Annotated in this window: 20 protein-coding genes, 1 rRNA gene and 1 pseudogene; 15 read left to right on the forward strand and 7 right to left on the reverse strand. The window is 73.2% G+C overall.

From position 1 onward, the window contains the following. Window positions 1-93, forward strand: a 5S ribosomal RNA gene (gene rrf / locus ACH4DX_RS28615); the annotation flags it as partial. A 120-nt stretch (window positions 94-213) separates the two neighbouring features. Here the strand turns inward: rrf and ACH4DX_RS28620 are convergent. After that, window positions 214-1602 carry a hypothetical protein gene (locus tag ACH4DX_RS28620; RefSeq protein WP_398157522.1) on the reverse strand — a complete coding sequence of 463 codons (1389 nt, stop codon included), beginning with the start codon at window positions 1600-1602 and terminating at the stop codon, window positions 214-216. On the opposite strand from ACH4DX_RS28620, the gene ACH4DX_RS28625 reads away from it, so the two are divergent. Continuing rightward, complete coding sequence (locus ACH4DX_RS28625; protein ID WP_398157500.1) at window positions 1540-2457, forward strand: hypothetical protein; 918 nt, start codon at window positions 1540-1542, stop codon at window positions 2455-2457. The two genes, ACH4DX_RS28620 and ACH4DX_RS28625, sit on opposite strands and share 63 nt — an antisense overlap. A 124-nt stretch (window positions 2458-2581) precedes the next feature. Here ACH4DX_RS28625 and ACH4DX_RS28630 read toward each other — a convergent pair whose 3' ends face one another. Further along, window positions 2582-3859 (reverse strand): DUF1015 family protein, encoded by a 1278-nt coding sequence (locus tag ACH4DX_RS28630; protein WP_398157286.1) that lies wholly within the window; start codon window positions 3857-3859, stop codon window positions 2582-2584. Between the two features lie 71 nt (window positions 3860-3930). Between ACH4DX_RS28630 and ACH4DX_RS28635 the strand changes: the two genes are divergently transcribed. Beyond that, window positions 3931-4983: an HAD-IIA family hydrolase gene (locus ACH4DX_RS28635; RefSeq protein ID WP_398157287.1), complete on the forward strand. Its 1053-nt coding sequence runs from the start codon at window positions 3931-3933 to the stop codon at window positions 4981-4983. 32 nt (window positions 4984-5015) lie between these two features. On the opposite strand, the pseudogene ACH4DX_RS28640 reads toward ACH4DX_RS28635, so the two are convergent. Then, window positions 5016-5294: pseudogene (locus ACH4DX_RS28640) on the reverse strand (ABC transporter substrate-binding protein); the annotation flags it as partial. Between the two features lie 53 nt (window positions 5295-5347). Between ACH4DX_RS28640 and ACH4DX_RS28645 the strand changes: the two are divergent. The 3 genes from ACH4DX_RS28645 (at window position 5348) to ACH4DX_RS28655 (ending at window position 8413) form a co-directional block, all read left to right on the forward strand. Continuing rightward, window positions 5348-6391: a FecCD family ABC transporter permease gene (locus tag ACH4DX_RS28645; RefSeq protein WP_398157288.1), complete on the forward strand. Its 1044-nt coding sequence runs from the start codon at window positions 5348-5350 to the stop codon at window positions 6389-6391. Then, window positions 6388-7461, forward strand: a complete 1074-nt coding sequence (locus ACH4DX_RS28650; protein WP_398123760.1) for a FecCD family ABC transporter permease — start codon at window positions 6388-6390, stop codon at window positions 7459-7461. Before ACH4DX_RS28645 ends, ACH4DX_RS28650 begins: the two co-directional genes overlap by 4 nt. A 97-nt stretch (window positions 7462-7558) precedes the next feature. Next, a complete protein-coding gene (locus tag ACH4DX_RS28655) occupies window positions 7559-8413 on the forward strand; it encodes an ABC transporter ATP-binding protein (RefSeq protein WP_398157289.1) in 855 nt (284 codons plus the stop codon). Here ACH4DX_RS28655 and ACH4DX_RS28660 read toward each other — a convergent pair. After that, window positions 8361-8708 carry an alkyl sulfatase C-terminal domain-containing protein gene (locus ACH4DX_RS28660; RefSeq protein ID WP_398157290.1) on the reverse strand — a complete coding sequence of 116 codons (348 nt, stop codon included), beginning with the start codon at window positions 8706-8708 and terminating at the stop codon, window positions 8361-8363. The genes ACH4DX_RS28655 and ACH4DX_RS28660 overlap by 53 nt on opposite strands. A gap of 42 nt (window positions 8709-8750) precedes the next feature. Here ACH4DX_RS28660 and ACH4DX_RS28665 point away from each other — a divergent pair, with 42 nt between their 5' ends. From ACH4DX_RS28665 to ACH4DX_RS28675, 3 genes are read left to right on the forward strand one after another with little or no spacing between them, the layout of a single operon-like run. After that, a complete protein-coding gene (locus ACH4DX_RS28665; protein ID WP_398157291.1) occupies window positions 8751-9110 on the forward strand; it encodes a hypothetical protein in 360 nt (119 codons plus the stop codon). 7 nt (window positions 9111-9117) lie between these two features. Then, window positions 9118-9933, forward strand: coding sequence for a TlyA family RNA methyltransferase (locus tag ACH4DX_RS28670; protein ID WP_398157292.1), 816 nt, complete (start codon window positions 9118-9120; stop codon window positions 9931-9933). Beyond that, window positions 9930-10835, forward strand: coding sequence for an NAD kinase (locus ACH4DX_RS28675; protein WP_398123764.1), 906 nt, complete (start codon window positions 9930-9932; stop codon window positions 10833-10835). Before ACH4DX_RS28670 ends, ACH4DX_RS28675 begins: the two co-directional genes overlap by 4 nt. A 276-nt stretch (window positions 10836-11111) precedes the next feature. Here ACH4DX_RS28675 and ACH4DX_RS28680 read toward each other — a convergent pair whose 3' ends face one another. Continuing rightward, complete coding sequence (locus ACH4DX_RS28680; RefSeq protein WP_398157293.1) at window positions 11112-12464, reverse strand: FtsX-like permease family protein; 1353 nt, start codon at window positions 12462-12464, stop codon at window positions 11112-11114. Window positions 12465-12635: 171 nt separating this feature from the next. On the opposite strand from ACH4DX_RS28680, the gene recN reads away from it, so the two are divergent. Further along, window positions 12636-14378: a DNA repair protein RecN gene (recN, locus tag ACH4DX_RS28685; protein ID WP_398123766.1), complete on the forward strand. Its 1743-nt coding sequence runs from the start codon at window positions 12636-12638 to the stop codon at window positions 14376-14378. Between the two features lie 272 nt (window positions 14379-14650). Continuing rightward, on the forward strand, window positions 14651-15790 hold the full coding sequence (locus ACH4DX_RS28690) for a glycosyltransferase family 4 protein (protein ID WP_398123767.1): 1140 nt from the start codon (window positions 14651-14653) through the stop codon (window positions 15788-15790). A 41-nt stretch (window positions 15791-15831) separates the two neighbouring features. On the opposite strand, the gene ACH4DX_RS28695 is transcribed toward ACH4DX_RS28690, so the two are convergent. Beyond that, window positions 15832-17466: a PucR family transcriptional regulator gene (locus ACH4DX_RS28695; RefSeq protein WP_398157294.1), complete on the reverse strand. Its 1635-nt coding sequence runs from the start codon at window positions 17464-17466 to the stop codon at window positions 15832-15834. Between the two features lie 96 nt (window positions 17467-17562). Continuing rightward, window positions 17563-19374, reverse strand: a complete 1812-nt coding sequence (locus tag ACH4DX_RS28700) for a glycoside hydrolase family 15 protein (RefSeq protein ID WP_398123809.1) — start codon at window positions 19372-19374, stop codon at window positions 17563-17565. A gap of 473 nt (window positions 19375-19847) precedes the next feature. Between ACH4DX_RS28700 and ACH4DX_RS28705 the strand changes: the two genes are divergently transcribed. From ACH4DX_RS28705 to ald, 4 genes are all read left to right on the forward strand, one after another. Continuing rightward, complete coding sequence (locus tag ACH4DX_RS28705; RefSeq protein WP_398157295.1) at window positions 19848-21503, forward strand: CTP synthase; 1656 nt, start codon at window positions 19848-19850, stop codon at window positions 21501-21503. 88 nt (window positions 21504-21591) lie between these two features. After that, the gene (locus ACH4DX_RS28710) at window positions 21592-22218 is read left to right on the forward strand and encodes an NUDIX domain-containing protein (protein ID WP_398123770.1); all 627 of its coding nucleotides are present in this window, start codon (window positions 21592-21594) and stop codon (window positions 22216-22218) included. A gap of 499 nt (window positions 22219-22717) precedes the next feature. Then, a complete protein-coding gene (locus ACH4DX_RS28715) occupies window positions 22718-24724 on the forward strand; it encodes a tetratricopeptide repeat protein (protein ID WP_398157501.1) in 2007 nt (668 codons plus the stop codon). A 245-nt stretch (window positions 24725-24969) separates the two neighbouring features. After that, window positions 24970-26094 (forward strand): alanine dehydrogenase, encoded by a 1125-nt coding sequence (ald, locus tag ACH4DX_RS28720; protein ID WP_398123771.1) that lies wholly within the window; start codon window positions 24970-24972, stop codon window positions 26092-26094. Window positions 26095-26157 lie beyond the last annotated feature (63 nt).

Below are 26157 nucleotides of genomic sequence, written 5' to 3' on the forward strand. Positions count from 1 at the left end.
ACGCCCGGTTACATTCCGAACCCGGAAGCTAAGCCTCACAGCGCCGATGGTACTGCAGGGGGGACCCTGTGGGAGAGTAGGACGCCGCCGAACAATCTTTGGAGGACCCTTGGTCCCAGCGTTCACGCTGGGACCAAGGGTCCTTTTTGTTTTCCTCGAAGAGCGCCGACTACTCGGCTGCGTCAGAATGACTGCGGTACCGAAGACTAGGAGTCACCCATGTCCACCAACTCTCCCGACGAGCGACCGGAGCGCGACCAGCGCCGCCGGGATGGTGGCGACCGGGGCGGATACCGCGGTGGGCCACGACGCGACAACGACCGTGGCGGCTTCCGCCGCGATGACCGGCGTGACAACGACCGCGGTGGAGACCGCGGCGGATTCCGCCGTGACGACCGCGACCGCGGCGACCGCGCCCCCCGTAGTGACCACGGTGACCGGGGTGGGTTCCGCCGGGACGACCGCCGCGACGGTGACCGTGGCGGTTTCCGCCGCGACGACAACCGTGGCGGTAGTGGCGGTGGCGGCTACCGAGGCCGTGACGATCGCGAAAGCGGCCGGCCCTCGTTCCGGCGCGACGACCGACGCGAAGGCGACCGCCCCAGCTTCCGGCGCGATGACCGCCGTGACAACGACCGCGGTGGCTTCCGTCGTGACGACAGTCGTCCGCCCTTCCGTCGCGACGACCGGCGTGATGATCGTCGTGACGACCGTCGTGACGACCGTCGGGATGATCGCGGTGGTGACCGTGGCGGTTTCCGTCGCGACGACCGCCGTGACGACCGCGACCGCGGCGACCGCGGCGGCTTCCGGCGCGATGACAGCAGGCCGCCCTTCCGGCGTGACGACCGCCGTGACGACCGGCGTGATGACCGCGGCGGCGACCGCCGTGACGACCGTGGCGGTGACCGTGGTGGCTTCCGTCGTGATGACAGCCGCCCGCCCTTCCGGCGCGACGACCGGCGCGACGACCGCCGTGACGATCGCGGCGGTGACCGTGGCGGTGACCGCGGTGGCTTCCGTCGCGATGACAGCCGCCCGCCCTTCCGCCGTGACGACCGGCGTGATGACCGCGGCGGCGACCGCCGTGACGACCGTGGCGGTGACCGTGGTGGTTTCCGTCGTGACGACAGTCGTCCGCCCTTCCGGCGCGACGACCGCCGTGACGACCGCGGGGGCGACCGCGGCAGTGACCGTGGCGGGTTCCGCCGTGACGACCGGGACCGCGGCGACCGCGGTGGCGACCGTGGTGGTTTCGGTCGTGACGACAGTCGTCCGCCCTTCCGGCGCGACGACCGCCGTGACGACCGCGACCGCGGCGACCGCGGTGGCTTCCGCCGTGACGACCGTCGGGACGACAACCGCGGCGGTGGCGGGTTCCGTGGCCGTGACGACCACGGGCGCGGCCCGCGTCGTGACGACAGCAGGGGCGGCCGTCCCGGTGGCTTCCGCGGCCGTGACGACCGGGGTGACCGCGGCGGCGACCGCGGTGGCTTCCGGCGCGACGACCGTGAGCGGGACCGTGAGCCGATCAAGCGGCTGCCGATCCCGGACGACGTCACGGGCGACGAGATCGACCAGGACGTACGGCAGGAACTGCAAAGCCTCCCCAAGGGACTCGCGGAGGACGTCGCACGGAACCTGGTGATGGTCGCCAAGCTCATCGACGAGGACCCCGAGGGCGCCTACGGGTACTCGAAGGTCGCGCTGCGGCTCGCCTCGCGCGTCGCCGCCGTCCGTGAGGCCGCGGGCTTCGCCGCGTACGCCAACCAGAAGTTCAGCGAGGCGCTCTCCGAGTTCCGGGCCGCGCGGCGCATGACCGGCAGCGTGGAGCTGTGGCCGGTCATGGCCGACTGCGAGCGTGGACTCGGACGGCCCGAGAAGACGCTCGACATGGCCGGGGCCCCCGAGGTGCACAAGCTCGACAAGGCAGGACAGGTCGAGATGCGGCTCGTCGCCGCCGGTGCGCGACGCGACATGGGGCAGGTCGACGCCGCCATCGTCACGTTGCAGAGCCCCGAGCTCGCGTCCAGCTCGGTGCAGCCCTGGACCGCCCGCCTGCGGTACGCCTACGCCGACGCCCTGCTCGCCGCCGAGCGCGCGGACGAGGCACGTGAGTGGTTCGCCAAGGCCGTCGAGGCCGACAAGGACGGCAGCACCGACGCCTCCGACCGGCTCGCCGAACTGGACGGAGTCGAGTTCGTCGACGCCCTCACCGGCGACGAAGCCGAACCGGACCACGAAGCGCCGCACCCGGTCCGCGAGGCCGAGCCGGTCCGCCACGCCGAGCCGGATCGCGACGTCCAGCCGACCCGCGCCGTCGAACCGGACGAAGACCCCGCGGTCCGCCCGGCCGCCGAAGCCGTCGAGCCCATTGAGCCCGTCGAGGACATCGCGGTCACCGAGCACGACATCGAGCGTGACGTCGAGCGCGACATCGAGCGCGACGAGGACTGAAAGCCCTCACCGCGGCAGCCAGGCGGTGGACAAGGGTGAGTGAGTGAAGGGGTGGGCCTCCGACCGGAAGCCCACCCCTTCGCCGTATGGAGGGTCTCCTCGTGTGCGAGGGTCCGCGGCGGCGTCAGAACGCCAGGTCCCGCAGGACCAGACCCGTCGCCGGCTTCGGACCGAACGACGTCGACTTGCGCGGCATCGTGACCCCCTGCCGCGCCAGCTCGCGGACGACCTCCTCGCGCACCGGGTGCATCAGCACTGCCGTGCCGCCCTCGCGCTCGGCCTTCTCGACCGTGGCCTCCGTGTGATGGATGTACGCGATGTGTTCCGGGGCGTCGGGGACGCGCCAGAGGTGGTCGAGTATCGCGGAGTGCAGGACGGTCGCGTCGAGGGTGCGCCAGGCCTCCGGGCGGCCGGACGGGATCGTACGGGCCAGGAGATCGAGGGACGGGCGGTCCACCAGGTGGTATGCGCCGTCACCCGCCAGCAGGAACGCGTTGCCGTCCGCCGCCGCGCCCGCGAGAGCTGCCCGGGCCTCGGACAGGGAGCACCGCAGAGTACGTACCCGGAACGAGCCTTCGAGGGAGGCCAGGGCCTCCGCGACCGGTAGGTCGTGCAGGTACCGGTGGATGGCGCGGACCCGCAGCGGGTAGCGGACCGTGTCCACGAGCAGGACGAGACCGAAGTCCCAGGGGCCCGGCGACGGGTGCTCGGAGCGCAGGCGCAGGTTCGTGGCCCAGCGGTGGTGCCCGTCGGCGATGAGAGCCTGGTGGTGCGCCAGATCCGACCGGATCGCAGTGATCTCGGCCGGTTCGGTCACCGCCCACAGACGGTGGTGGAAGCCGTCCTCCGTCGTCGTGGACAGCAGCGGCTTGTGCTGTACGGCGCGCTCTATGACGGCGGCCACACCGCTCACGGGCTCGTCGCCGCGGTAGGTGAGCAGCAGCGGTTCGAGGTTCGCGGCCGTGGCGCGCATCAGGGCCGCGCGGTCCTCCACGACGTGCGGCATGACGTCCTCGTGCGGCAGGACGACACCGGCGGCGGGCTCGGACAGGCGCAGGGCACCGATGACGCCGCGCTGCAACATGTCGTCGTCCCGCTGTTCGTACACGTACAGGGCGGGTACCGGGTCGGGGGCGAGGACGCCGTCGCCGAGCCACTCGTGGAGGGTGTCGGCGGCCTGGCGGTTGCGGGCGGCGGGCGTGGTCGCCTGCGGCAGGATCAGACGGACGATGTTGTGCGGGTCGGCGGACTCCAGTTCGAGGAGGCCGTCGGGCCGCACGATCACGTCGTACGGCGGTGACGTCACGGCGGCGAGGGAGCCCACCCTCTCGGGGTCGTAGCGCACACCTCGGAACGGAACGAGATCGAGGCCCTGGACGTCGTTGTCACCCGCTGTGTTCATTAGTGCATCGTAAGTGTGTCCCTGGCATGCGCGATGATCGGGGCAGTGCACATAGTGAGGAGCGATACGTAATGAGCCAGACCGGCAGCCGGACGCCCAGCGAGCCCGTGAGGACCCGTCCCGCGGGCAGCGCGGAGCCCTTGAACGCCGGCTACGACACGGCGCTGCTCGACCTCGACGGGGTGGTGTACGCGGGCGGCGAGGCCATCGCGTACGCCGTCGAGTCGCTGGACACGGCCCGGTCCGGCGGTATGCGGCTGGCGTATGTGACGAACAACGCGCTGCGCACGCCGGACGCGGTCGCCGCCCATCTGACGGAACTCGGCATCCCGGCCGACGCGTCGGACGTGATCACGTCGGCGCAGGCCGTCGCGCGGCTCGTGAGCGAGCAAGTGCCCGCCGGGGCCCGGGTGTTGATGGTCGGTGGCGAGGGGCTGCGGGTCGCGTTGCGTGAGCGCGGGCTCGAACCGGTGGAGTCCGCCGACGACGAACCGGTGGCCGTGGTGCAGGGGTACGGCGGGCCCGACCTCGCGTGGTCGCGGTTCGCCGAGGCCAGTTACGCCGTCGCGCGCGGTGTGCCGTGGTTCGCGTCCAACACGGACCTGACCATTCCGAGCGGGCGCGGCATCGCGCCCGGCAACGGCGCGGCGGTCGAGGTCGTGCGGATCGCTACGGGCGCGGAGCCGCAGGTGGCGGGGAAGCCGCTGCCTCCCATGCACCGGGAGACGATCCTGCGGACGGGCGCCGAGCGGCCCCTGGTCGTCGGGGACCGGCTCGACACCGACATCGAGGGGGCGTTCAACGGCGGTGTGGACTCGCTGCTCGTCCTGACCGGGGTCACCGACGGGGCGCAGCTGCTCGCCGCCCGGCCCGAGCACCGGCCCACTTATGTGGACGCGGACCTGCGGGGGCTTCTCGCCGGGCAGCCCGAGGTGGCGGCGGAGGGAGAGGGGTTCCGCTGCGGTGGGTTCAGTGCGGCCGTGCGGGGGGAGGCGCTGGTGCTCGAGGGGGAGGGGGATGCCTTGGACGGGCTGCGGGCCCTTTGCGCGGTGGCCTGGTCCCGGGCGGGGAGCGGGGTCTGCGAGCTCGACGGGGGGAAGGCGCTGGCTCGGCTGGGGTTGTAGGGGGCTTCCGCTTCCCCGAACCCGCCCCACCAGGGGCCGAAGACGCCGGTACACTCGACGCCGTAGTCGTGCAGGGCGGCGGCCGTGCTGACGAAGGCCACGATGTTCTTGGGCATGGAGTCGGTGCGCGCGGTCCTGCCCCGGTCGTCCTTGAAGCTCCAGGACCCGCCGCCGGAGCCGGAGCCCGACTTCTTCTTCCCGTCGTCGCTGCCGCACGCGGCGAGCAGGGCACCCAGGCCCAGAGCGGCACCGCCCGCGAGCAGTCCGCGGCGGGTGGGGGAGAGCTCGGACATGGGGCGTGACCGGGGCATACGTGGGGCTTCCCTCATCGAAGAGCGTTGGGAGGGTAGGCTAACCTAACCAGGTGTTGGTCGACAGTCCCCCCGAACCCAGCGCGGAGACCGCTCCCGCGCCACCCGGCCGCCGCGCGCTACGCGGCGCCGGGCTTCTGCTCTCCGTCGTGGTGCTGCTCGCCCTGGTGTTCGCCAGCATCGCCGTGGGCGCCAAACCGCTCTCCATGGGCCAGGTCTGGCACGGCCTCTTCCAGGACTCGGGGACGTACGCCGACATCGTCGTAGGCGAACGGGTCTCCCGCACCCTGCTCGGTCTGCTCGCGGGCATGGCGCTCGGCCTGTCCGGCGCGGTGCTCCAGGCGCTGACCCGCAATCCGCTCGCCGATCCGGGGCTGCTCGGCATCAACATGGGCGCGTCCGCCGCCGTGGTGACCGCCATCAGCTTCTTCGGCGTCACCTCGCTGACGGGCTATGTGTGGTTCGCCTTCGCGGGCGCGGCGGTCGTCGGTGCCCTCGTGTACGTGCTCGGCGGCACCCGCAGTGCCACACCGGTGCGGCTCGCCCTCGCGGGTACGGCGCTGACCGCGGCGCTCTCCGGCTACCTCCAGGCCGTGATGATCATGGACAACGCCGCGCTCGACAAGATGCGCTTCTGGACGGTCGGTTCGCTGGCCTCCGCCAAGACGGAGACGATCCAGCAGGTCGCCCCGTTCCTCGTCGTCGGCACGCTGCTAGCCCTCGGCCTCGCCCGGCCCCTCAACGCCGTGGCGATGGGCGACGACACCGCTCGCGCGCTCGGCGCCCATCTGACCCGTACCCGCGCGCTTTCCATGGTCTCCGCGACGCTGCTGTGCGGCGCCGCGACCGCCGCGTGCGGGCCCATCATGTTCGTCGGCCTCATGGTGCCGCACGTCGTGCGCTCCTTCACGGGACCCGACATGCGCTGGATCTTCCCGTTCGCGGCCGTCCTGTCGCCCGTCCTGCTGCTCGGTGCCGATGTGCTCGGCCGGATCGTCTCGCGGCCCGCCGAGCTCCAGGTCGGCATCGTCACCGCGGCCGTCGGCGCCCCGGTGTTCATCCTGCTCGTACGACGGCGGAGGACGGCCCAGCTGTGAAGGCCCTACGTACCCGTGCGACGCGTACTCCCGCGCCGCGCACCCGCGCGCTGCGGACGCGTGGCGGAGTGTCCGTCCGCCTCGACGTCCGCGCGGCCGTGGTCGTGGCGGCGCTCGTGGTCGCCGCGCTCGCCGCGAGCGTCGCGCTGATCGGCACCGGCGACTTCGACATCCCCGCCGCCGACGTCATCCGCACCCTGCTCGGAGACGGCGACCCCGGCCAGGAGTTCATCATCAACGACCTGCGGCTGCCGCGGGTCGTCGTCGCCCTCCTGGTCGGCGCCTCGCTCGGCCTCGGCGGTGCTCTCTTCCAGTCCATCTCCCGCAACCCGCTGGGCAGCCCGGACGTCCTCGGCGTCGGGCAGGGCTCCACCGCGGGCGCCCTCCTGATGATCGTGATCTTCCAGGGCAGCGCCACCGAGGTCGCGGGCGGCGCGCTCGTCGGCGGCCTGGTCACCGGCGCCGCGATGTACCTCCTCGCCTGGAAGCAGGGCGTCCACGGCTACCGTCTCGTCCTCGTCGGCATCGGCGTGAACGCCTTCGCCGTCGCCGTGAACGGCTATCTCCTGACCAAGGCCGACCTCGTCGACGCGGCGCGGGCCGTCGTGTGGATGACCGGCTCGCTGGGCGGGCGCGACTGGGACCAGGTGTGGCCGCTGCTCGCGCTGTGCGCGGTGCTCCTGCCGCTGATCGTCGCGCATGCGCGGCCGCTGCGGATGCTGGAGATGGGCGACGACACCGCGTACGCGCTCGGGGCGCCCGTCGAGCGCACCCGCGTCGTCCTGATGACCGCCGCGGTGCTGCTCACGGCGGCGGCGACCGCGGCCGCCGGTCCCGTCAGCTTCGTCGCCCTCACCGCGCCCCAGCTGGCCCGCCGCCTGACCCGCTCACCGGGTCCGAACCTGCTGCCCGCCCTGTGCATGGGCGCCACCCTCCTCGTCGTCGCCGACTGGGCCTCGCAGCGGGTCTTCGGCGCCGACCAGCTGCCCGTCGGCGTCGTCACCGGTGTCCTCGGCGGCGTGTATCTGCTGTGGCTGCTGGTCACCGAGCGCAAGGCGGGACGCATATGAGGCGGGCACCCGTGCCGCCCGAACCCGTGCGGGCGACATCCGCGGGGCCGGAGCCCTCGTCCGCGTACGAAGACACCCACGACCAGGAGCGTGCCCTGTGAACCGGCTGATCGCCGACGACGTCACCCTCGGCTACGACCAGCGCGTCATCGCGGAGAAGCTGTCCGTCGAGATACCCGACAACTCCTTCACCGTGATCGTCGGTCCGAACGCCTGCGGCAAGTCGACGCTCCTTCGCGCCCTGTCCCGGATGCTCAAGCCGTCGGCCGGGCGGGTCCTCCTCGACGGCCGGACCATCCACTCGCTGCCCGCCAAGAAGGTCGCGCGGTCCCTCGGTCTGCTCCCGCAGTCCTCCATCGCCCCCGACGGCATCACGGTCGGCGACCTGGTGGCCCGCGGGCGCTACCCGCACCAGGGACTGCTGCGGCAGTGGTCGGGCGAGGACGAGCGGATCGTGCGCGAGTCCATGGAGTCCACCGGCGTCGCCGAGCTCGCTGACCGGTACGTCGACGAGCTGTCCGGCGGCCAGCGCCAGCGCGTCTGGATCGCCATGGCGCTCGCCCAGCAGACACCGCTGCTCCTGCTCGACGAGCCGACCACGTTCCTCGACATCCAGCACCAGATCGACGTCCTCGACCTCTGCGCCGACCTGCACGAGGAGCAGGGGCGCACGCTGGTCGCCGTGCTGCACGACCTGAACCACGCCGCCCGCTACGCCACGCACCTCATCGCACTCCGCGACGGAAAGGTGCTCGCCGAGGGCCCGCCGCTGGAGATCGTCACCGCCGAGTTGGTGCGGGAGGCCTTCGGGATCGAGTGCCGGGTCATCGACGACCCGGAGACGGGGACGCCGCTGGTCGTGCCCGCCGCCCGCAAGGCCCGCGTGGCCGCCCGGGGGGTCACAGAAGCGACCGCAGGCGCAGCAGGTCCCGCAGGCCCGCCTCCAGTCTGACCCTGCCCCCGGCCCACGCCCTGGTGAAGTTCAGGTCGCCGTCGACGAGGGCGAGCAGGTCGGGGGCGGTCATGGCGAGGCGGACCTGGGCCTTCACTCGGGGCGGACCCGAGTGCTGGTCGAGGACCTCGATCCGGCCGTTCTCGAGGCGCCCGGTGAACGTGCTGTCCAGATCGGTGATGTGGCAGCTCAGAGAGCGGTCGAGGGCGGCCGCGCTGCGTACGTCGCCGTCGGCGCCCGCGAGATTGTCCGAGAGTCTGTCGAGTGCGCTGCGGCACTCCGCCATGGTCACCATCGTGATCGACGGTACCGCAGGGCTTCGATGTAGCGTCGTGCCATGAGCGACTGGACGCCGGGCCCCGAGCCCGAGCTCGGAGAGGCGGAGCACGAGCCCCGGGCGACGCCGGACGCCGCCGCGGAGGCAGCGCCGGACGCCGCCGCGGAGGCAGCGGCGCGGGCGGACGCCGTCCCCGCCGGACCCGCCCCTCTGGAAGTGGTCCGCACCCCCACCGGCAACGCCGACGTCGACGCGTGGCTGCAACGTCTCGCCGACGCCGACCACCTCGCCACGGACGGCCACATCGAGGTGTACGAGGATGTCCACCGGGGCCTGCGCGACGCGCTCACCGCGCTGGACGCACGCCCTGGGCCGCCCGCGCCGTCGGGCACGCCCGGACCCTCGTACGACAGGAGCTGAACCGAACGTGGCAGGAGTGGCACGCCGCCGCCTCGACGCCGAGCTGGTGCGCCGGAAGCTCGCGCGCTCGCGCGAGCACGCAAGTCAGCTGATCGCCGCCGGCCGGGTGAGCGTCGGCAAGACCCTCGCGACCAAGCCGGCCACGCAGGTGGAGACGGCCGCCGCGATCGTCGTCACCCAGGACGACGGCGACCCCGACTACGTCTCGCGCGGCGGCCACAAGCTCGCGGGCGCCCTCGCGGCGTTCGTGCCGCAAGGGCTCGCCGTCGAGGGGCGGCGCGCCCTGGACGCGGGCGCCTCCACCGGCGGCTTCACCGATGTACTGCTGCGCGCGGGCGTGGCGCACGTCGTCGCCGTCGACGTCGGCTACGGACAGCTCGCCTGGTCGCTCCAGAGCGACGACCGGGTCACCGTCAAGGACCGTACGAACGTACGCGAGCTGACGCTCGACCTCATCGACGGCGTGCCCGTCGACCTGGTCGTCGGTGATCTCTCCTTCATCCCGCTGGGGCTCGTGCTCCCCGCCCTCGCGCGCTGCGCGGCGCCGGACGCGGACCTCGTCCTGATGGTCAAGCCGCAGTTCGAGGTCGGCAAGGAGCGCCTGGGCAGCGGCGGTGTGGTGCGCAGCGCGGAGCTGCGGGCCGAGGCCGTGCGGACCGTGGCACGGCAGGCGTGGGGGCTCGGCCTCGGGGTGCGCGGGGTGACCGCGAGCCCGCTGCCCGGGCCCTCGGGGAATGTCGAGTACTTTCTGTGGCTGCGCGCCGGGGCGCCGGAACTCGACCCGGCGGATGTCGACCGTGCCGTGGCGGAGGGGCCCCGTTGAGTCAGATGCGAGCTCGTACTGTTTTTCTCCTGGCGCACACCGGCAGGCCCGCGGCCATCCGCAGTGCCGAACTCGTCGTCGAGGGGCTGCTGCGCAGCGGCATCGGCGTGCGGGTCCTGGAGGCGGAGGCCGTGGACCTGCCGCTGCCGTCGTCGGTGCAGCTGGTCAAGGAGGCGACACCCGCCTGCCTCGACGGCTGCGAACTCCTCATCGTGCTCGGCGGTGACGGGACGCTGCTGCGCGGCGCCGAGTTCGCCCGCGCATCGGGGGTGCCGATGCTCGGTGTCAACCTGGGCCGGGTCGGCTTCCTCGCCGAGGCCGAGCGGGACGACCTGGACAAGGTCGTCGACCGCGTCGTCACCAAGGCGTACGAGGTCGAGGAACGCATGACCGTCGACGTCGTCGTGCACAGCAACGGCGACGTCGTGCACCGGGACTGGGCCCTCAACGAGGCCGCCGTGCAGAAGATGTCGGCCGAGCGGATCCTGGAGGTCGTCCTGGAGATCGACGGGCGCCCGGTCACCGGCTTCGGCTGCGACGGCATCGTGTGCGCGACGCCGACCGGATCGACGGCGTACGCGTTCTCGGCGGGCGGGCCCGTGGTGTGGCCGGAGGTCGAGGCGCTCCTGATGGTGCCGATCAGCGCCCACGCCCTCTTCGCCAAGCCCCTGGTGACCTCGCCGGACTCCGTCCTCGCCGTCGAGGTCCAGCCGCACACGCCGCACGGGGTGCTGTGGTGCGACGGGCGGCGGACCCTCGAGCTGCCCGACGGGGCCCGGGTGGAGGTGCGCAGGGGGGCCGTGCCGGTGCGGCTCGCTCGGTTGCACCATGCCTCGTTCACGGATCGGCTCGTGGCGAAGTTCGCGCTGCCGGTGTCCGGGTGGCGGGGTGCCCCGCACTAACGCTTCGCTGGATTGGCGGGGGGTTGTGCCTGGCGGTTCGCCCTCCTTCCCGGGCCGGGGGGGGTGCTTTGCCCGCGGGGCGGGGGCTTGGCCTTCGGGTGGTGGGGCGTTCTTCCTCCTGCGGGTTGGTGGGGGCTGGTTGCGCCGTTCCCCGCGCCCCTTGGGGGGTGTGCCGTGTTTCCTTCTGTGCGGGTCGGTGGGGGCTTGGCGCGCCGTTCCCCGCGCCCCTTACGGGGCGCCTATGCTGCGGGGCCCCCATCCTGTGGGGTGGCAGAGTCACGTCGTGCTGATCACCGCTATCGCTCGGCGTCGCAGCGCCGTCGTCACCGGGAGGCCGGTGGACGTCAGGGTCAGGAGCAGGGTGGCTGCCGCGATGCCTGTCGGTACCGGCCACGGCAGGTGCGGTACCGCCGAGCCGAAGGCCGTGCTCAGCATGGGGGCGAGGGTGGCCAGGGCTATCGCGCCGCCGAGCAGCAGTGCCGTACCGGCGACGACCACCGCCTCCCATGCCGCCATGGCCCGGACCTGGCGGCGCTGGGAGCCGACGACCCGCAGCAGGGCGAGGTCGCGGCGGCGCTCGAAGGAGATCATGGCGAGGGTGTTCGCGGAGGCGATGGCGGCGAAGCCGGCGTACAGCGACGTGCCCATGTAGTCCATCCAGACCTCGCCGGTGCTGCCCTGCGAGCCGGTGTGGTGCTCGGCCGTCGTATGCATGGCGATCTTCGTGAGGCCGAAGCCGACGACCAGGAGCAGCGGTACCACCGCCGCGGAGAAGCGGCGGGGCTGGGAGCGCACGTTCAGCATCGCCAGGCGCGCCGTGCCGCCGCCGAGCCTGCCCACGGCCGCGGAGACCAGCCAGGCCGCGGGCCCGATGATCCGCGGCCCCAGCAGTCCCGCGCCCGCGCAGAACAGGATCAGGACGAGGAACGCGCCCTCGCTCGCCTCGTCCGCGGGCTGCCGCGAGAGCAGCACCGACAGGGCGACGCCGCCCGCGACCGCGAGGACGCCGAGGGGAGCCCGCAGCAGGCCGAGCCCCCGCCGCCCCGCCGCCGCCTCGTCCAGCGCGCGCGCCGGGCGCAGCAGCGAGAACCGGAGCGAGGAGAGCACCGCGGCGAGTGCCGAAGTGACCACGGCCACGGCCAGGCAGACGGGCAGCGCGAGCCAGCTGAAGCGGAAGGGCACCTCGGCCGGGACCAGGCCGTGGGCGACCATGCCCCGGAACCAGAACCGGGCGAGGACACCGCCGAGCACGAAGCCGACGAGCGCCGCCGGCACCGAGGCGGCGACCGCCTGGACGGCCACCGCGCGGCGGACCTGCCGGGGCCGGGCGCCGATGGAGCGGACGAGGGCGAGCTCGCGGTGCTGCTGGACCACGGCGGTGCCCATGGTCGACGCGACCACGAATATCGACATGTAGAGGGAACCGATCAGAAGGACGACCGCTATGTCGCCCACGCCGTTCTCGGTGAGCCGGTGCCGGACGCCCGCCGGGAGTCCGTCCGTGCTCGTGGTCCGCAGCATCGTCGTCGACGCGCTCACCACGGTCGCCGCGAAGAGCGCCGCGACGGCCGTGCCGACGAACGCCGGGCGGTGGGAGCGCAGTGCCGCCCGTGCCATTCCTGTACTCATGGCGATCATGATCCGGTGCGCTGGGTGCCCGCGACCATGGTGCGCGCCGCAGCGTTCCCCTGCGGAAAGCCCCACCCCGGCGGGTGACAGGGGTCTTTCCGGCGACCTCCACCACCTGCGCGTTCACCCACGGACACCAGGGCACGTCGCACGGCGGCCCCCTGACCTCGTATGGTCTTGTCCGTGTTGGAGGAGATGCGGATACGGTCGCTCGGAGTCATCGACGACGCGGTGGTCGAGCTGTCACCCGGCTTCACCGCCGTCACCGGTGAGACCGGCGCGGGCAAGACCATGGTCGTCACGAGCCTCGGCCTGCTGCTCGGCGGGAGAGCCGACCCCGCCCTGGTGCGGATCGGCGCCAAGTCGGCGGTCGTCGAGGGGCGGATCACCGTGCCCGCGGGCGCGGCGGCGGCCGTGCGCGCGGAGGAGGCGGGAGCCGAACTCGACGACGGGGCCCTCCTCGTCAGCCGCACCGTCTCGGCCGAGGGCCGCTCCCGGGCCCACCTCGGCGGGCGTTCCGTACCCGTCGGCGTGCTGTCCGAGCTGGCCGACGACCTCGTCGCCGTGCACGGCCAGACCGATCAGCAGGGCCTGCTCAAGCCCGCCCGGCAGCGCGGCGCGCTCGACCGGTACGCGGGCGAGGCCGTCGCCGGGCCGCTCGACAAGTACAGCGCCGCGTACCGCAGGCTGCGCGCCGTCACCACCGAACTCGACGAGATCACCACGCGGGCCCGCGAGCGCGCCCAGGAAGCCGACATGCTGCGCTTCGGCCTCGAGGAGATCGCCGCCGTCGAACCGCGCGCGGGCGAGGACACCGAGCTCTCCGCCGAGGCCGAGCGGCTCGGCCACGCCGAGGCCCTCGCCTCCGCCGCGACCCTCGCGCACGCCGCGCTCGCGGGCAACCCCGAGGACCCCGAGGGCGTCGACGCCACGACCCTGGTCGCGGGCGCCCACCGGGCCCTGGAGGCCGTCCGCTCCCACGACACGTCCCTCTCCGCCCTCGCCGACCGCGTCGGCGAGATCGGGATCCTCCTTGCGGACGTGGCGGGCGAGCTCGCCGGGTACGCCGACGACCTCGACGCCGACCCGCTGCGGCTCGCCGCCGTGGAGGAGCGCCGTGCCGCGCTCACCCAGCTGACCCGCAAGTACGGCGAGGACGTCGGCGCCGTGCTCGCCTGGGCCGAGCACGGTGCCGCGCGGCTCACCGAACTCGAGGGCGACGACGACCGCCTGAGCGAGCTGACCGCCGAGCGGGACGCGCTGCGCGCCGAACTCTCCGGCCTCGCCCTGGCCCTGTCGGAGGCGCGCGTCGAGGCCGCCACGCGGTTCGCCGCCGCCGTCACCGAGGAGCTGGCCTCGCTCGCCATGCCGCACGCGCGCGTGACGATCGACGTGCGGCGGACCGACGACCCCGACGGCGTCGAGATCGACGGGCGCACGGTCGCGTACGGACCCACCGGCGTCGACGAGGTCGAGCTGCTCCTCGCCCCCCACCCGGGGGCGCCGGCGCGGCCCATCGCCAAGGGGGCCTCCGGCGGTGAGCTGTCCCGGGTCATGCTGGCCGTGGAGGTCGTCTTCGCCGGTACGGATCCCGTGCCCACCTATCTCTTCGACGAGGTGGACGCCGGGGTCGGCGGCAAGGCCGCGGTCGAGATCGGGCGGCGGCTCGCGCGGCTCGCGAAGTCCGCGCAGGTCGTCGTCGTCACCCACCTTCCGCAGGTGGCGGCGTTCGCCGACCGGCAGTTGCTCGTCGAGAAGACGAACGACGGGTCCGTGACGCGGTCCGGGGTGCAGGTCCTCGAAGGGGAGGACCGGGTGCGGGAGCTCTCGCGCATGCTCGCGGGCCAGGAGGACTCCGAGACCGCGCGGGCACACGCGGAGGAGTTGCTGGCGGCGGCTCGCGGGGACGGCTAGGCGCTCGCCGTCGCGGGGGCGCCCCGGGGCCGCTGAAGGGGCAAAAGAGCGGGCCCCGTGGGGGTGTGCGCTCGCCCGAGTGGGTGATCCGGCGCGGGGAGTTGTCCGGGCCGAAGCCGAAGGGACCTTTCGGCGGTGCCGGGCGGGCGTGTGTACTGGCATTCTTGGCGCGGTGCACGGACGGCCGAGCGTCCGCCCGCTCGCACCGCCGGCGCCCGCCCACCCCTCGGTGCGCCGTCCAGCCGCCGACCCGACCCAGGAGCCCCGGCCGCGTGAGCCACGTGAGCACCCCCGTCCCGCAGTCCAGGCCGCGTCTGCACGCCGTGCAGGTGCTCGGCGGCGGCAGTGCGGGCAGCAGCGCGCACGTCAGGTCCCTGGCGACAGGGCTCACGGCACGGGGCGTGCGCGTCACCGTGTGCGCCCCCTCCGAGGCGGACGAGGCATACGACTTCGCGGGCACCGGCGCCCACCACGTCCCCGTGCCGCGCCGCGGCGACCCGGTGTCCCTCGCGGCCCTGCGGACGGCGTGCGCGGACGCCGACCTGGTGCACGCGCACGGACTGCACGCCGCGCTGCGCGCCACGCTCGCCCTGGCGGGGCGCCGCGTACCGCTCGTCGTCACCTGGCACACCCGCGCGCACGCCGCAGGCACCCGCGCCCATGTGCTGCGGGCCCTGGAGCGGCGGGTCGCACGGGCCGCCACCGTCGTCCTCGGCACCTCGTCCGACCTCGTGGACCGCGCCCGCGGCCGGGGCGCACGCGACGCCCGCCTCGCCCCCGTCGCGCTGCCCGCACAGCGCCAGGACCCCGACGCGGACGCCGAGCCCAGGGGGCCGCGCCACAAGGCCCGGGCCGACCTCGGCGCCGTGGACCGCCCGCTGCTGCTCGCCGTCGGGTCGCTCGACGCGCACCGCGGCTACGACGTCCTCCTGGACGCCGCGCACGCGTGGTGCGGGCTCGAACCGCAGCCGCTGCTCGTCGTCGCGGGGGAGGGAGCAGAACGGGCGGCCCTCCAGGCCCGCATCGAGGCCGAAGGTCTGCCCGCGTGCCTCGTCGGGCGGCGCGAGGACATCCCCGAACTCCTGGCCGCCGCCGACCTCGTGGTCCTCGCCAGCCAGTGGGAGTCACGCTCCCTGATCGCCCAGGAGGCCCTGCACGCGCGCGTGCCGCTCGTCGCCACCGCCGTCGGCGGCATTCCCGAACTCGTCGGCGACGCCGCGGAACTCGTCCCGTACGGCGACGCCCAGGCCCTCGCCGGGGCCGTCATCCGGTTGCTCGCCGACGACGTACGCAGGCAGGAGCTGAGGGACCGGGGCGCCGCCCAGGCCGCGACCTGGCCGACCGAGGACGAGACGGTCGCGCAGGTCCTCAGGGTGTACGACGAGCTGACCCAGCCCCTCACGTCGTACTGAGACCCTCGGGCCACATGCGCTTTCCGGCCATGCGGGCGCCTTCAGGCCACGTGCCGCCGTGCCCGCAGGGCCAGGCTCAGGGCCAGGACCGTCTGCGGGTCGTCCAGGTCGGTGCCGAGCAGCTCGCCGATCCGGGCCAGGCGGTTGTACAGCGTCTGGCGGTTGAGGTGCAGCTCGCGCGCGGTCTCCGCCTTGCGGCCCGCGTGTGCCAGATAGGTCTGGAGCGTGGGCAGGAGGGGCGGCTTCGAGCGGAGGTCGTGTGCGCGCAGCGGGCCGATCGCGCGGTCCACGAACGCGGCGAGCGCGGTCGGGTCGTGCTGATGCAGCCGCCACAAGAGCAGGTCGATGTCCAGGCGCCGCGCGTCGTACCAGGCCCTGTCCGGCAGTCCCTGCGCCGCCGTGGCCGTCTCGGCGGCGTGCCGCAGGCCCGAGGCCGCCGCCGCCCAGCCGCCCGCCACGCCGACCACCACGACCGGCGGCTGCGCGCCCGGCCGCCGCGTGCCCGCCCGCTCCACCCCCGCCCGCAGCGCCGCGGCCACGCGGTCGGCGACAGTACCCCGCTCGGCCTCGGTCCGCAGCCCGAGAAGAAGGGGAACTCTTCCCTCCACCGGGCGTACGCCGAGCAGGACCGGCACTCCCACGGCCGCCAGCTCCTCGCTGACGGCGCGGGCGAGCACCGCGAGGGCGGCGCCGGTCGGCAGCCCGTCCGGAACGCGCATGACCATGGGGAGGAGCGGGCTCGAACCTGGCTTGAAACCGAGCACGCGCGCCTGCGCGGGCGCGTCCTCGGCGGTGATCCGGCCCTCGGCGAGGTCGGTGAGGAAGTCGCCGCGGCCGCGGGCCGCGAGCTCCTCCTCCTGCCGCGCCTGCATGAGGACGACCGCGAGGCTCCCCGCCGCCCGCTCGGCCGCGATCCGGTGGACGGGAAGCAGCGGTGACTCCACGGCGAGCAGGGCCATGCGGGCCCGCACCGAGCCCGCTCCGGGACCGCCGCCCGGCACGTCCACGACGACCGCTCCGGCCGGCGGCCCCGACCGGTCCTCGGGGCGCCCGCGCAGCCCCTCCCAGACCTGGAGGGGGTCCGCGCAGGCGCTGCCCGCCCCGGCGGCGTACAGGAGCTGGCCGCCCGCCGTCTCGAGGAACACCGGGTTGCCGCTGAACTCCGCGAGGACGGCGAGGACTTGGGGGACGCCGCCGCCCGAGAGCAGGGCCTCGGTGCAGCGCCGGTGCACCTCCTCGGCGCGGCGCAGGAGCGTGTAGTGGCCGTTGACGATCTCCGTGTGCACCTCTTCGGTGACGGTCACGAAGGGCACCTCGCGGTGCAGCTGCACCAGGGGCAGACCCGCGGCGCGTGCCGTGTCCACGAGGGCGGCGGGGAGTCGCGCGAAGCGCGGCCCGAGCTCCACGACGAGGGCCGCGATGCCGCGCTCGGCCAGCTCCCGCACGAAGGCGCGCTGCTCGGCGGGGCGGGCACCGAGCCCGAGCCCGGTGGTCAGCAGGAGCTCGCCGCCCTTGAGCAGCGAGGCGATGTTGGGCACCTCGCCCGCGTGCACCCACCGCACGGTTCGCTGAAGCCGTTCGGCGCCCGCCACGACCTCCGGCAGCCCGCCGCGCAGCCCGGGGAGCTCCAGCGCCCGCTGTACGGTGATGCCGCCCTGGGTGTCCTGACTGTCCATGGGGCGGACGCTACCTGACCAGGACGGGAGCGCCCCGGCCGTCCCGGCGCCGGGACTTTCGCGAGGTCGCCGGCGCCGCGTTCGGCGAGGGCCCTCTCAGCCCCCGTACGCCCCCGAGGCCGTGAGCCGCAGCGCCGTGTCGATGAGCGGCACGTGGCTGAACGCCTGCGGGAAGTTGCCGACCTGGCGCTGGAGGCGCGGGTCCCACTCCTCGGCGAGCAGGCCGAGGTCGTTGCGCAGGGCGAGGAGGCGCTCGAAGAGCCTGCGGGCCTCGTCCACGCGGCCGATCATCGCCAGGTCGTCGGCCATCCAGAAGGAGCAGGCGAGGAACGCGCCCTCGTCGCCTTCCAGGCCGTCCACGCCCTCGTCGTCGCCGGAGGTCGGATAGCGCAGGATGAAGCCGTCCGGCGTGGACAGCTCGCGCTGGATGGCCTCGATGGTGCCGATGACGCGCTTGTCGTCCGGCGGCAGGAAGCCGACCTGCGGGATGAGCAGCAGGGAGGCGTCCAGCTCCTTGGAGCCGTACGACTGGGTGAAGGTGTTGCGCTCCTTGTCGTAGCCCCGCTCGCAGACGTCCCGGTGGATGTCGTCGCGCAGGTCGCGCCACTTCTCCAGCGGGCCGTCCGCGTCGCCGGACTCGATGAGCTTGATGGTGCGGTCCACGGCGACCCAGGCCATCACCTTGGAGTGCACGAAGTGGCGGCGCGGCCCCCGCACCTCCCAGATGCCCTCGTCGGGCTGGTCCCAGTGCGTCTCCAGATAGCGGATCAGCTTGAGCTGGAGCAGCGAGGCGTAGTCGTTGCGGGCGAGGCCGGTCATGTGCGCCAGGTGCAGGGCCTCGGTGACCTCGCCGTACACGTCGAGCTGGAGCTGGTGGGCGGCGCCGTTGCCGACGCGGACCGGCTCCGAGTCCTCGTACCCGGGAAGCCAGTCGAGCTCCGCCTCGCCGAGCTCGCGCTCGCCCGCGATGCCGTACATGATCTGGAGGTTCTCCGGGTCGCCCGCGACCGCGCGCAGCAGCCACTCGCGCCAGGCACGGGCCTCCTCGCGATAGCCGGTGCGCAGCAGCGAGGAGAGCGTGATGGCGGCGTCGCGCAGCCAGGTGAAGCGGTAGTCCCAGTTGCGGGAGCCGCCGATGTCCTCCGGCAGCGAGGTGGTGGGCGCGGCCACGATGCCGCCCGTGGGGGCGTACGTCAGGGCCTTGAGGGTGATCAGGGAGCGGACCACGGCCTCGCGGTAGGGCCCGTGGTAGGTGCACTGGTCGACCCACTCGCGCCAGAACTCCTCCGTCGCCGCGAGCGCCGCCTCCGGCTCCGGGTGGGCGGGCTGGCCCCGGTGCGAGGGCAGCCAGGAGATGGTGAAGGCGACCCGGTCGCCGGGGGCGACGGTGAAGTCGGAGTACGTCGTCAGGTCCTTGCCGAAGGTCTCCGCGGTGGTGTCGAGCCAGACCGAGTCCGGCCCGGCGACGGCCACCGTGCGTCCGTCGACCTTGTGCACCCACGGCACCACACGGCCGTAGCTGAAGCGCATCCGCAGGGCCGAGCGCATCGGCACCCGGCCGCTGACGCCCTCCACGATCCGCGTCAGCTGCGGGTTGTCGGTCCCGCGCGGCGGCATGAAGTCCGTGACCCGGACCGTGCCGCGCGGGGTGTCCCACTCCGACTCCAGGATCAGGGAGTCCCCGCGGTAGGACCTGCGGGCCGCCGTCGGGGGCTGCGTGCCCGGCGCGTGGGCCGGGCCGAGCCGCCAGAAGCCGTGCTCCTCCGTGCCGAGGAGGCCCGCGAAGACGGCGTGGGAGTCGAAGCGGGGCAGACACAGCCAGTCGACCGTGCCGTCCCGACAGACCAGCGCCGCTGTCTGCATGTCTCCGATGAGTGCGTAGTCCTCGATGCGCCCGGCCACGTGCATCCCCATTCAAACGGCCACGTTCGCCCGCTCACGGGGCGCTCGTTCTACGGTCAAGGGTTCGCTGTAAAACGAACTGCCGGCCCCGGATGTCTCCATTGGTCTTCCGGAAGTGCCGACGGGGGTGGTTCCGCCCGGGCACACGGCTCGGCAGAGAGTGTCCGAGCAACATACATCGACGTCCCGGAAATCTGCCCGCTCGTCCCGGCAACGTGACTACGCCGAACGTGTTCCGGATACGGACGGTGTCCGTCCGGTACCGGTCTCGTGCCCGCACAATGAAGATCATGTAATTGATGTGAAGGTGCGTGTCAAGAGGTGGCCGGAAGCAGCCCCCTTCCTTCGCTGATACCCTGGTAGCCCGTGAGCCGGTGGTCATCGGACCCCCGAACCGCAGCGACGGCACCTCCCTCCGCACCCGGAGCGGACGGCCACGCACCCTTGAGACCGCGACGCACGGGAGTCCCCCCTTGGCCATGCCACCCACATCCACGACGACCAAGCACATCTTCGTCACCGGGGGTGTCGCCTCCTCCCTCGGCAAGGGCCTCACGGCCTCCAGCCTGGGTGCGCTCCTCAAGGCCCGGGGACTCAGGGTCACGATGCAGAAGCTCGACCCGTACCTGAACGTCGACCCCGGCACGATGAACCCCTTCCAGCACGGTGAGGTGTTCGTCACCAACGACGGCGCCGAGACCGACCTCGACATCGGACACTACGAGCGGTTCCTCGACGTCGACTTGGACGGCTCCGCCAATGTCACTACAGGCCAGGTGTACTCGCAGGTCATCGCCAAGGAGCGGCGCGGCGAGTACCTGGGCGACACCGTGCAGGTCATTCCGCACATCACCAACGAGATCAAGCACCGCATCCGGCGGATGGCGACCGACGACGTGGATGTCGTCATCACCGAGGTCGGCGGCACCGTGGGCGACATCGAGTCCCTTCCGTTCCTGGAGACCGTCCGCCAGGTCCGCCACGAGGTCGGCCGCGACAACGTCTTCGTGGTGCACATCTCGCTGCTGCCCTACATCGGCCCCTCCGGCGAGCTGAAGACCAAGCCGACCCAGCACTCCGTCGCCGCGCTGCGCAACATCGGTATCCAGCCGGACGCGATCGTGCTGCGCGCCGACCGCGACGTCCCGATCGCCATCAAGCGCAAGATCTCGCTGATGTGCGACGTCGACGAGGCCGCGGTGGTGGCCGCCATCGACGCCAAGTCGATCTACGACATCCCGAAGGTGCTGCACACCGAGGGCCTGGACGCCTATGTCGTGCGCAAGCTCGACCTGCCGTTCCGCGACGTGAACTGGACGCAGTGGGAGGACCTGCTCGACCGGGTCCACAACCCCGACCACGAGATCACGATGGCCCTGGTCGGCAAGTACATCGACCTGCCCGACGCCTATCTGTCGGTGACCGAGGCGCTGCGCGCGGGCGGCTTCGCCAACAAGGCCCGTGTGAAGATCAAGTGGGTCACGTCCGACGACTGCAAGACCCCGGCGGGCGCCGCCAGGCAGCTCGGCGACGTGGACGCGATCTGCATCCCCGGCGGCTTCGGCGACCGCGGTGTGTCCGGCAAGGTCGGCGCGATCCAGTACGCCCGCGAGAACAAGGTGCCGCTGCTCGGCCTCTGCCTCGGCCTCCAGTGCATCGTGATCGAGGCGGCGCGCAACCTCGCGGACATCCCGGACGCCAACTCCACGGAGTTCGACTCCGCCACCTCGCACCCGGTCATCTCCACCATGGCCGAGCAGCTCGACATCGTCGCGGGCGAGGGCGACATGGGCGGCACCATGCGGCTCGGCATGTACCCCGCGAAGCTCGCCGAGGGCTCCATCGTGCGTGAGGTGTACGACGGCAAGGAGTACGTGGAGGAGCGCCACCGCCACCGTTACGAGGTGAACAACGCCTACCGCGCCGACCTGGAGAAGAAGGCAGGCATCCTCTTCTCCGGCACGTCGCCCGACGGCAAGCTCGTCGAGTACGTCGAATACCCGCGCGAGGTGCACCCCTACCTGGTCGCCACCCAGGCGCACCCGGAGCTGCGCTCCAGGCCGACCCGCCCGCACCCGCTCTTCGCGGGTCTGGTGAAGGCCGCCGTCGAACGCCAGCAGGCGGCCGGTAGGTAACGCCGGGATACGGTTGCCGGGGTACGCGTCCACAGGGGCGCGCACCCCGGTTTCTGTTTTTGCTCTGCACGTGGGAGGACAGCGCGACATGACGATCAAGGACACCGCCGAGGAGTGGCAGGTCACGGCGAGCGAGACTCCGTTCGTCGGCAACAAGACCTCGGTGCGCACCGACGACGTCGTCATGCCCGACGGGTCCGTGGCCCGCCGCGACTACCAGGTCCACCCCGGCTCGGTGGCCGTGCTCGCGCTCGACGACGAGAACCGCGTCCTGGTCCTGCGCCAGTACCGCCACCCCGTGCGCCACAAGCTCTGGGAGATCCCCGCCGGCCTGCTCGACGTCCCCGGCGAGAATCCGCTGCACGCCGCTCAGCGCGAGCTGTACGAGGAGGCGCACGTCAAGGCCGAGGACTGGCGGGTGCTCACCGATGTGTACACCACGCCCGGCGGCTGCGACGAGGCCGTGCGCGTGTTCCTCGCCCGTGACCTCTCCGAGGCCGAGGGCGAGCGCTTCGAGGTCGCCGAGGAGGAGTCCGACATGGAGCTCGCCCGGGTGCCCCTCGCGGATCTGGTACGCGGCGTGCTCGCCGGGGAGCTGCACAACAACTGCCTCGTCGTGGGCGCCCTTTCGCTCACCGCGGTGCTCCGGGGCGAGGGCGTGGACTCCCTGCGCCCGGCCGACGCGCCCTGGCCCGCACGGCCGTTCGAGGCCTGAGCCCCGGCGTCCCCCGTCCGGCGGCCCGCGGTCCGACGATCCCTTGATCCGATCGGGCGACTTCCGGGCGCCGTACGCCCCGGAACGGCGCAGTGCCTGAACTAGGCTCTGAAAGCGTCCCGCCCGGAGTCCCGGCGGGTTCGTGCGCAGGCGGACGGGAGCGTTACCCGTGACGGATCAGGCGGTCGACACGGACGGTTCGACGGGTTCTGGCGCGGGGGCCTCGGGCACGGTGGGCACCGGCCCGAAGGCGCCCGCTCCGGTCACCCCCGACCCGGCTGCCTCCGGCCCGGCGACCACCGTGCCGGAGGCAGCCGATCCGGTGCCGGCCGGTGCGAATGCCGCGGGCGCGAATGCCGCGGGCGCGAATGCCGCGGGCGCGAATGCCGCGGGCGCGAATGCCGCGGGTGCGAAGGCCGCGGGCGCGGCTGCCGCTGGTCCGGCCGCCAATGGTCCGGCCGCCACCGGTCCGGCTGCCGCAGGCTCCGCCGCCGCAGGTGTGGCCGGTGGGGGCGGCGGCTGGTTCGTGGGGCGGCACCGGGAGCTGAAGGAGCTTCGAGCCGACATCGGGCGGGCGGGGCTCGACACGCTCTCGGGGCGCAAGGCACCGCGCGCCCGGGTACTGCTCGTCGCGGGACGCCCCGGCTCGGGCCGCACCGCGCTCGCCGAGGAACTCGCCGGGCAACTCACCGACGACTACCCCGACGGCGTCCTGCGCGCCCGCCTCACCGACCCCGACGGCACCCCCGTACCCACCGGGCGCACCGCCCGCGAACTCCTCGTCGCGCTCGGCGAGTCCGCGCCGGCGGGGGCGGGCGACGACGACCTGTCCGCCGCCCTGCGCACGGCGCTCCACGGCCGCCGCGCCCTGCTGCTCCTGGACGACGTGGCGAACGGCGACGGCGACGGCGAGGGCGCCGCCCAGGTCGACCCGCTGCTTCCCGACACCCCGGACTGCCTGGTCGTGGCCGTGTCCACGGGGCCGCTCACCGGCATCCCCGACGTCCGCCCGTGCACCCTCGGCGGCCTCGACACCAAGGCCGCGCTCGACCTGCTCGCCCGCAGCGCGGGATCGGTGCGCATCACCGTCGACCCGCGCTCGGCGGAGAGCCTGGTCGAGGGCTGCGGCGGCAACCCCGCCGCCCTCGTCCTCGCCGGGGGCTGGCTCGCCGCCCGGCCCAAGGCGGCCGTCGCCGACCTGGCCAAGCACGTCCGGGACCACCTGGAGGAGGGCGCCGCGGACTCCGGCCTCGCCCGGGTCTTCCAGCACACCTACGCCGCCCTGCCCACCCCCCTCGCGCGGATGCTGCGCCTGCTCTCCCTGGCCCCCGCGGGCCACGTCGACCCGCACACCGCCTCCGCGCTCGCGGGCTGCTCGGTGTCCGCCGCGCGCGACGCCCTCGACGACTTCGTCGTGCTCGGACTGCTGCGGCCGGTGGCGTCGGAACTGCCGCAGTACGAGGTCCCTGGCTGTCTCGTACCGCTCCTGAAGGAGTTGACGAAGGCTCAGGACAAGCCGGGGGAGGTGCAGTTGGCCCGTGCCAGGATGCTGGAGCGGACCGTGCGGCTGCTCCAGTCCTGCCGGGCTGTCACCGAGCCCGAGGGCTCGGCGGCGCGCAAGAAGCTCGCGGGGCTGCCCCGGGCACTGCGCTTTTCGAGCCCGCGCGCCGCCGCCGACTGGCTGTGGATCCGACAGCCCGCGCTGCTCGCCGCGGCCCGGCTCGCGGTCGCCGACGGCGAGCTCGACACCCTGGCGCGCCGCCTGATGTCCGCCCTCGCCCGCGCCCTCGTCGCCCACCGCGGCACGCGGGCGGCGGCCCCCGAGCTGTACGGCATCCACCAGCTCGTCCTCGACGTCGCCGAGCGCAGGGACCTGCCGCGCGAGCAGGCCGCGGCCCTGCTGAACCTCGCGGACCTGGACGCGCAGACGGGACGCACGCACGACGCCCTCGCCCGCTACCGCGCCGCGCTCGACTGCGGCCGGGCCGCCCGGGACCCGTACGCGACCGGCCGCGCGATGGAATCCGTCGGCGGCGCCCACCAGGACCTCGGGGACTGGCAGCGGGCCGCCGACTGGTACGGCAGGGCCCTCGCCCAGCGCCTGGCCCGCGGCGAGCGGGCGGACGCCGCCCGGCTGCACGGCCGCATCGCCACCGCCCACACCTACGCGGGGCGCTACGGCGAGGCCCTGCGCAACTGGCGCTCGGCCGTCGCGGGACTGCGCAAGATCGGCGACACCGCGGGCCGGGCGCGGGCCCTGAGCGAGATGGCGCGCGTCCAGGAGTACGCGGGGCGGCCCGAGGAGTCCCTGCGCACCTGCCGCGAGGCCGCCGAGTGGGCGCGCGAGGCGGCGGACGTACGGTTGCAGGCGGCGCTCCAGGTACGCCTCGCCGACACCCTGGAGCGCCTCGGCGACCCGACCGCCGCCGGGCTGCACCGCGCGGCCGCCGAGCGCATGCTGGGAAGTGAGTTCACCGAGGTCACGGGGGACGCGGCGGTCTCCTGAGCGGGCGCGTGCGGACGGGGCGATGCGCCTGAGGGTGCCCCCTGGACCACAGGATCACTGGTGGAGCGTCCACCTCCGCCTACGAAATCCGTAGTGCTTTCGGTCAGGATTGAAGCTTTGGAAGGCTAGACACCAGGAAATCCTTCATTAGACTGGCTCTGCCGCGTGCTTTCGTGGTGTCTTCCGATGCGCCCATTTGTGTACCGGTATGTACTGATTTGCCCGAACCCCCTGAGTCAAGGACCGTGATCGACGTGAAGGTCGGTATCCCCCGCGAGGTCAAGAACAACGAGTTCCGGGTGGCCATCACCCCCGCCGGCGTGCACGAGCTGGTGCGCCACGGCCACCAGGTCGTCATCGAGCGGAACGCCGGTGTGGGCTCCTCGATCACGGACGACGAGTACGTCGCCGCCGGCGCCCAGATCCTGGGGACCGCCGACGAGGTGTGGGCCGCGGCCGACCTGCTCCTGAAGGTCAAGGAGCCGATCGCCGAGGAGTACCACCGCCTCCGCAAGGACCAGACGCTCTTCACCTACCTGCATCTGGCCGCCTCCAGGGAGTGCACGGACGCCCTCCTGGAGTCCGGCACCACCGCCATCGCGTACGAGACGGTGGAGACGGCCAACCGCGCGCTCCCGCTGCTCGCCCCGATGTCCGAGGTCGCGGGCCGCCTGGCCCCGCAGGTCGGCGCCTACCACCTGATGGCGGCCAACGGCGGCCGCGGTGTCCTGCCGGGCGGCGTCCCGGGCGTCGCCGCGGGCAAGGCCGTCGTCATCGGCGGTGGCGTCTCCGGCTGGAACGCCATGCAGATCGCCATCGGCATGGGCTTCCACGTGACCCTGCTCGACAGGGACATCAACAAGCTCAAGGAAGCCGACAAGATCTTCGGCACGAAGATCCAGACCGTCGTCTCCAACGCCTTCGAGCTGGAGAAGGCCTGCCTGGAGGCCGACCTCGTCATCGGCGCCGTCCTCATCCCGGGCGCCAAGGCCCCGAAGCTGGTCACCAACGAGCTCGTCTCGCGCATGAAGCCGGGAAGTGTCCTTGTCGACATCGCGATCGACCAGGGCGGCTGCTTCGAGGACTCGCACGCGACCACGCACGCCGAGCCGACCTTCCCGGTCCACAACTCGGTCTTCTACTGCGTCGCCAACATGCCCGGCGCGGTGCCCAACACCTCGACCTACGCGCTGACCAACGCGACCATGCCGTACATCGTCGAACTGGCGAACCGCGGCTGGGTCGAGGCCCTGCGTCGCGACCCGGCGCTCGCCCTGGGTCTCAACACCCATGACGGCAAGGTCGTTTACCGCGAGGTCGCCGAGGCCCACGGTCTCGAGCACGTCGAGATCGCGTCGCTGCTCGGCTGACCTCGGTCAACCGGAGTCGTCAATCTCACGCCCGCGGCCGGACCTCGTGAGGGGTCCGGCCGC

It is taken from the genome of Streptomyces sp. NPDC017940 (assembly GCF_044328435.1).
In the GTDB taxonomy this organism is placed as follows: domain Bacteria; phylum Actinomycetota; class Actinomycetes; order Streptomycetales; family Streptomycetaceae; genus Streptomyces.

Coding starts and splice junctions, on each gene's coding strand:
- ACH4DX_RS28700 (WP_398123809.1), bottom strand. CDS start 19,374: ATGCACGTGGCCGGGCGCATCGAGGACTACGCACTCATCGGAGACATG.
- ACH4DX_RS28660 (WP_398157290.1), bottom strand. CDS start 8,708: ATGGTGACCATGGCGGAGTGCCGCAGCGCACTCGACAGACTCTCGGAC.
- ACH4DX_RS28710 (WP_398123770.1), top strand. CDS start 21,592: ATGACGATCAAGGACACCGCCGAGGAGTGGCAGGTCACGGCGAGCGAG.
- ACH4DX_RS28665 (WP_398157291.1), top strand. CDS start 8,751: ATGAGCGACTGGACGCCGGGCCCCGAGCCCGAGCTCGGAGAGGCGGAG.
- ACH4DX_RS28695 (WP_398157294.1), bottom strand. CDS start 17,466: ATGGACAGTCAGGACACCCAGGGCGGCATCACCGTACAGCGGGCGCTG.
- ACH4DX_RS28705 (WP_398157295.1), top strand. CDS start 19,848: ATGCCACCCACATCCACGACGACCAAGCACATCTTCGTCACCGGGGGT.
- recN (WP_398123766.1), top strand. CDS start 12,636: ATGGTCTTGTCCGTGTTGGAGGAGATGCGGATACGGTCGCTCGGAGTC.
- ACH4DX_RS28635 (WP_398157287.1), top strand. CDS start 3,931: ATGAGCCAGACCGGCAGCCGGACGCCCAGCGAGCCCGTGAGGACCCGT.
- ACH4DX_RS28680 (WP_398157293.1), bottom strand. CDS start 12,464: ATGAGTACAGGAATGGCACGGGCGGCACTGCGCTCCCACCGCCCGGCG.
- ACH4DX_RS28630 (WP_398157286.1), bottom strand. CDS start 3,859: ATGAACACAGCGGGTGACAACGACGTCCAGGGCCTCGATCTCGTTCCG.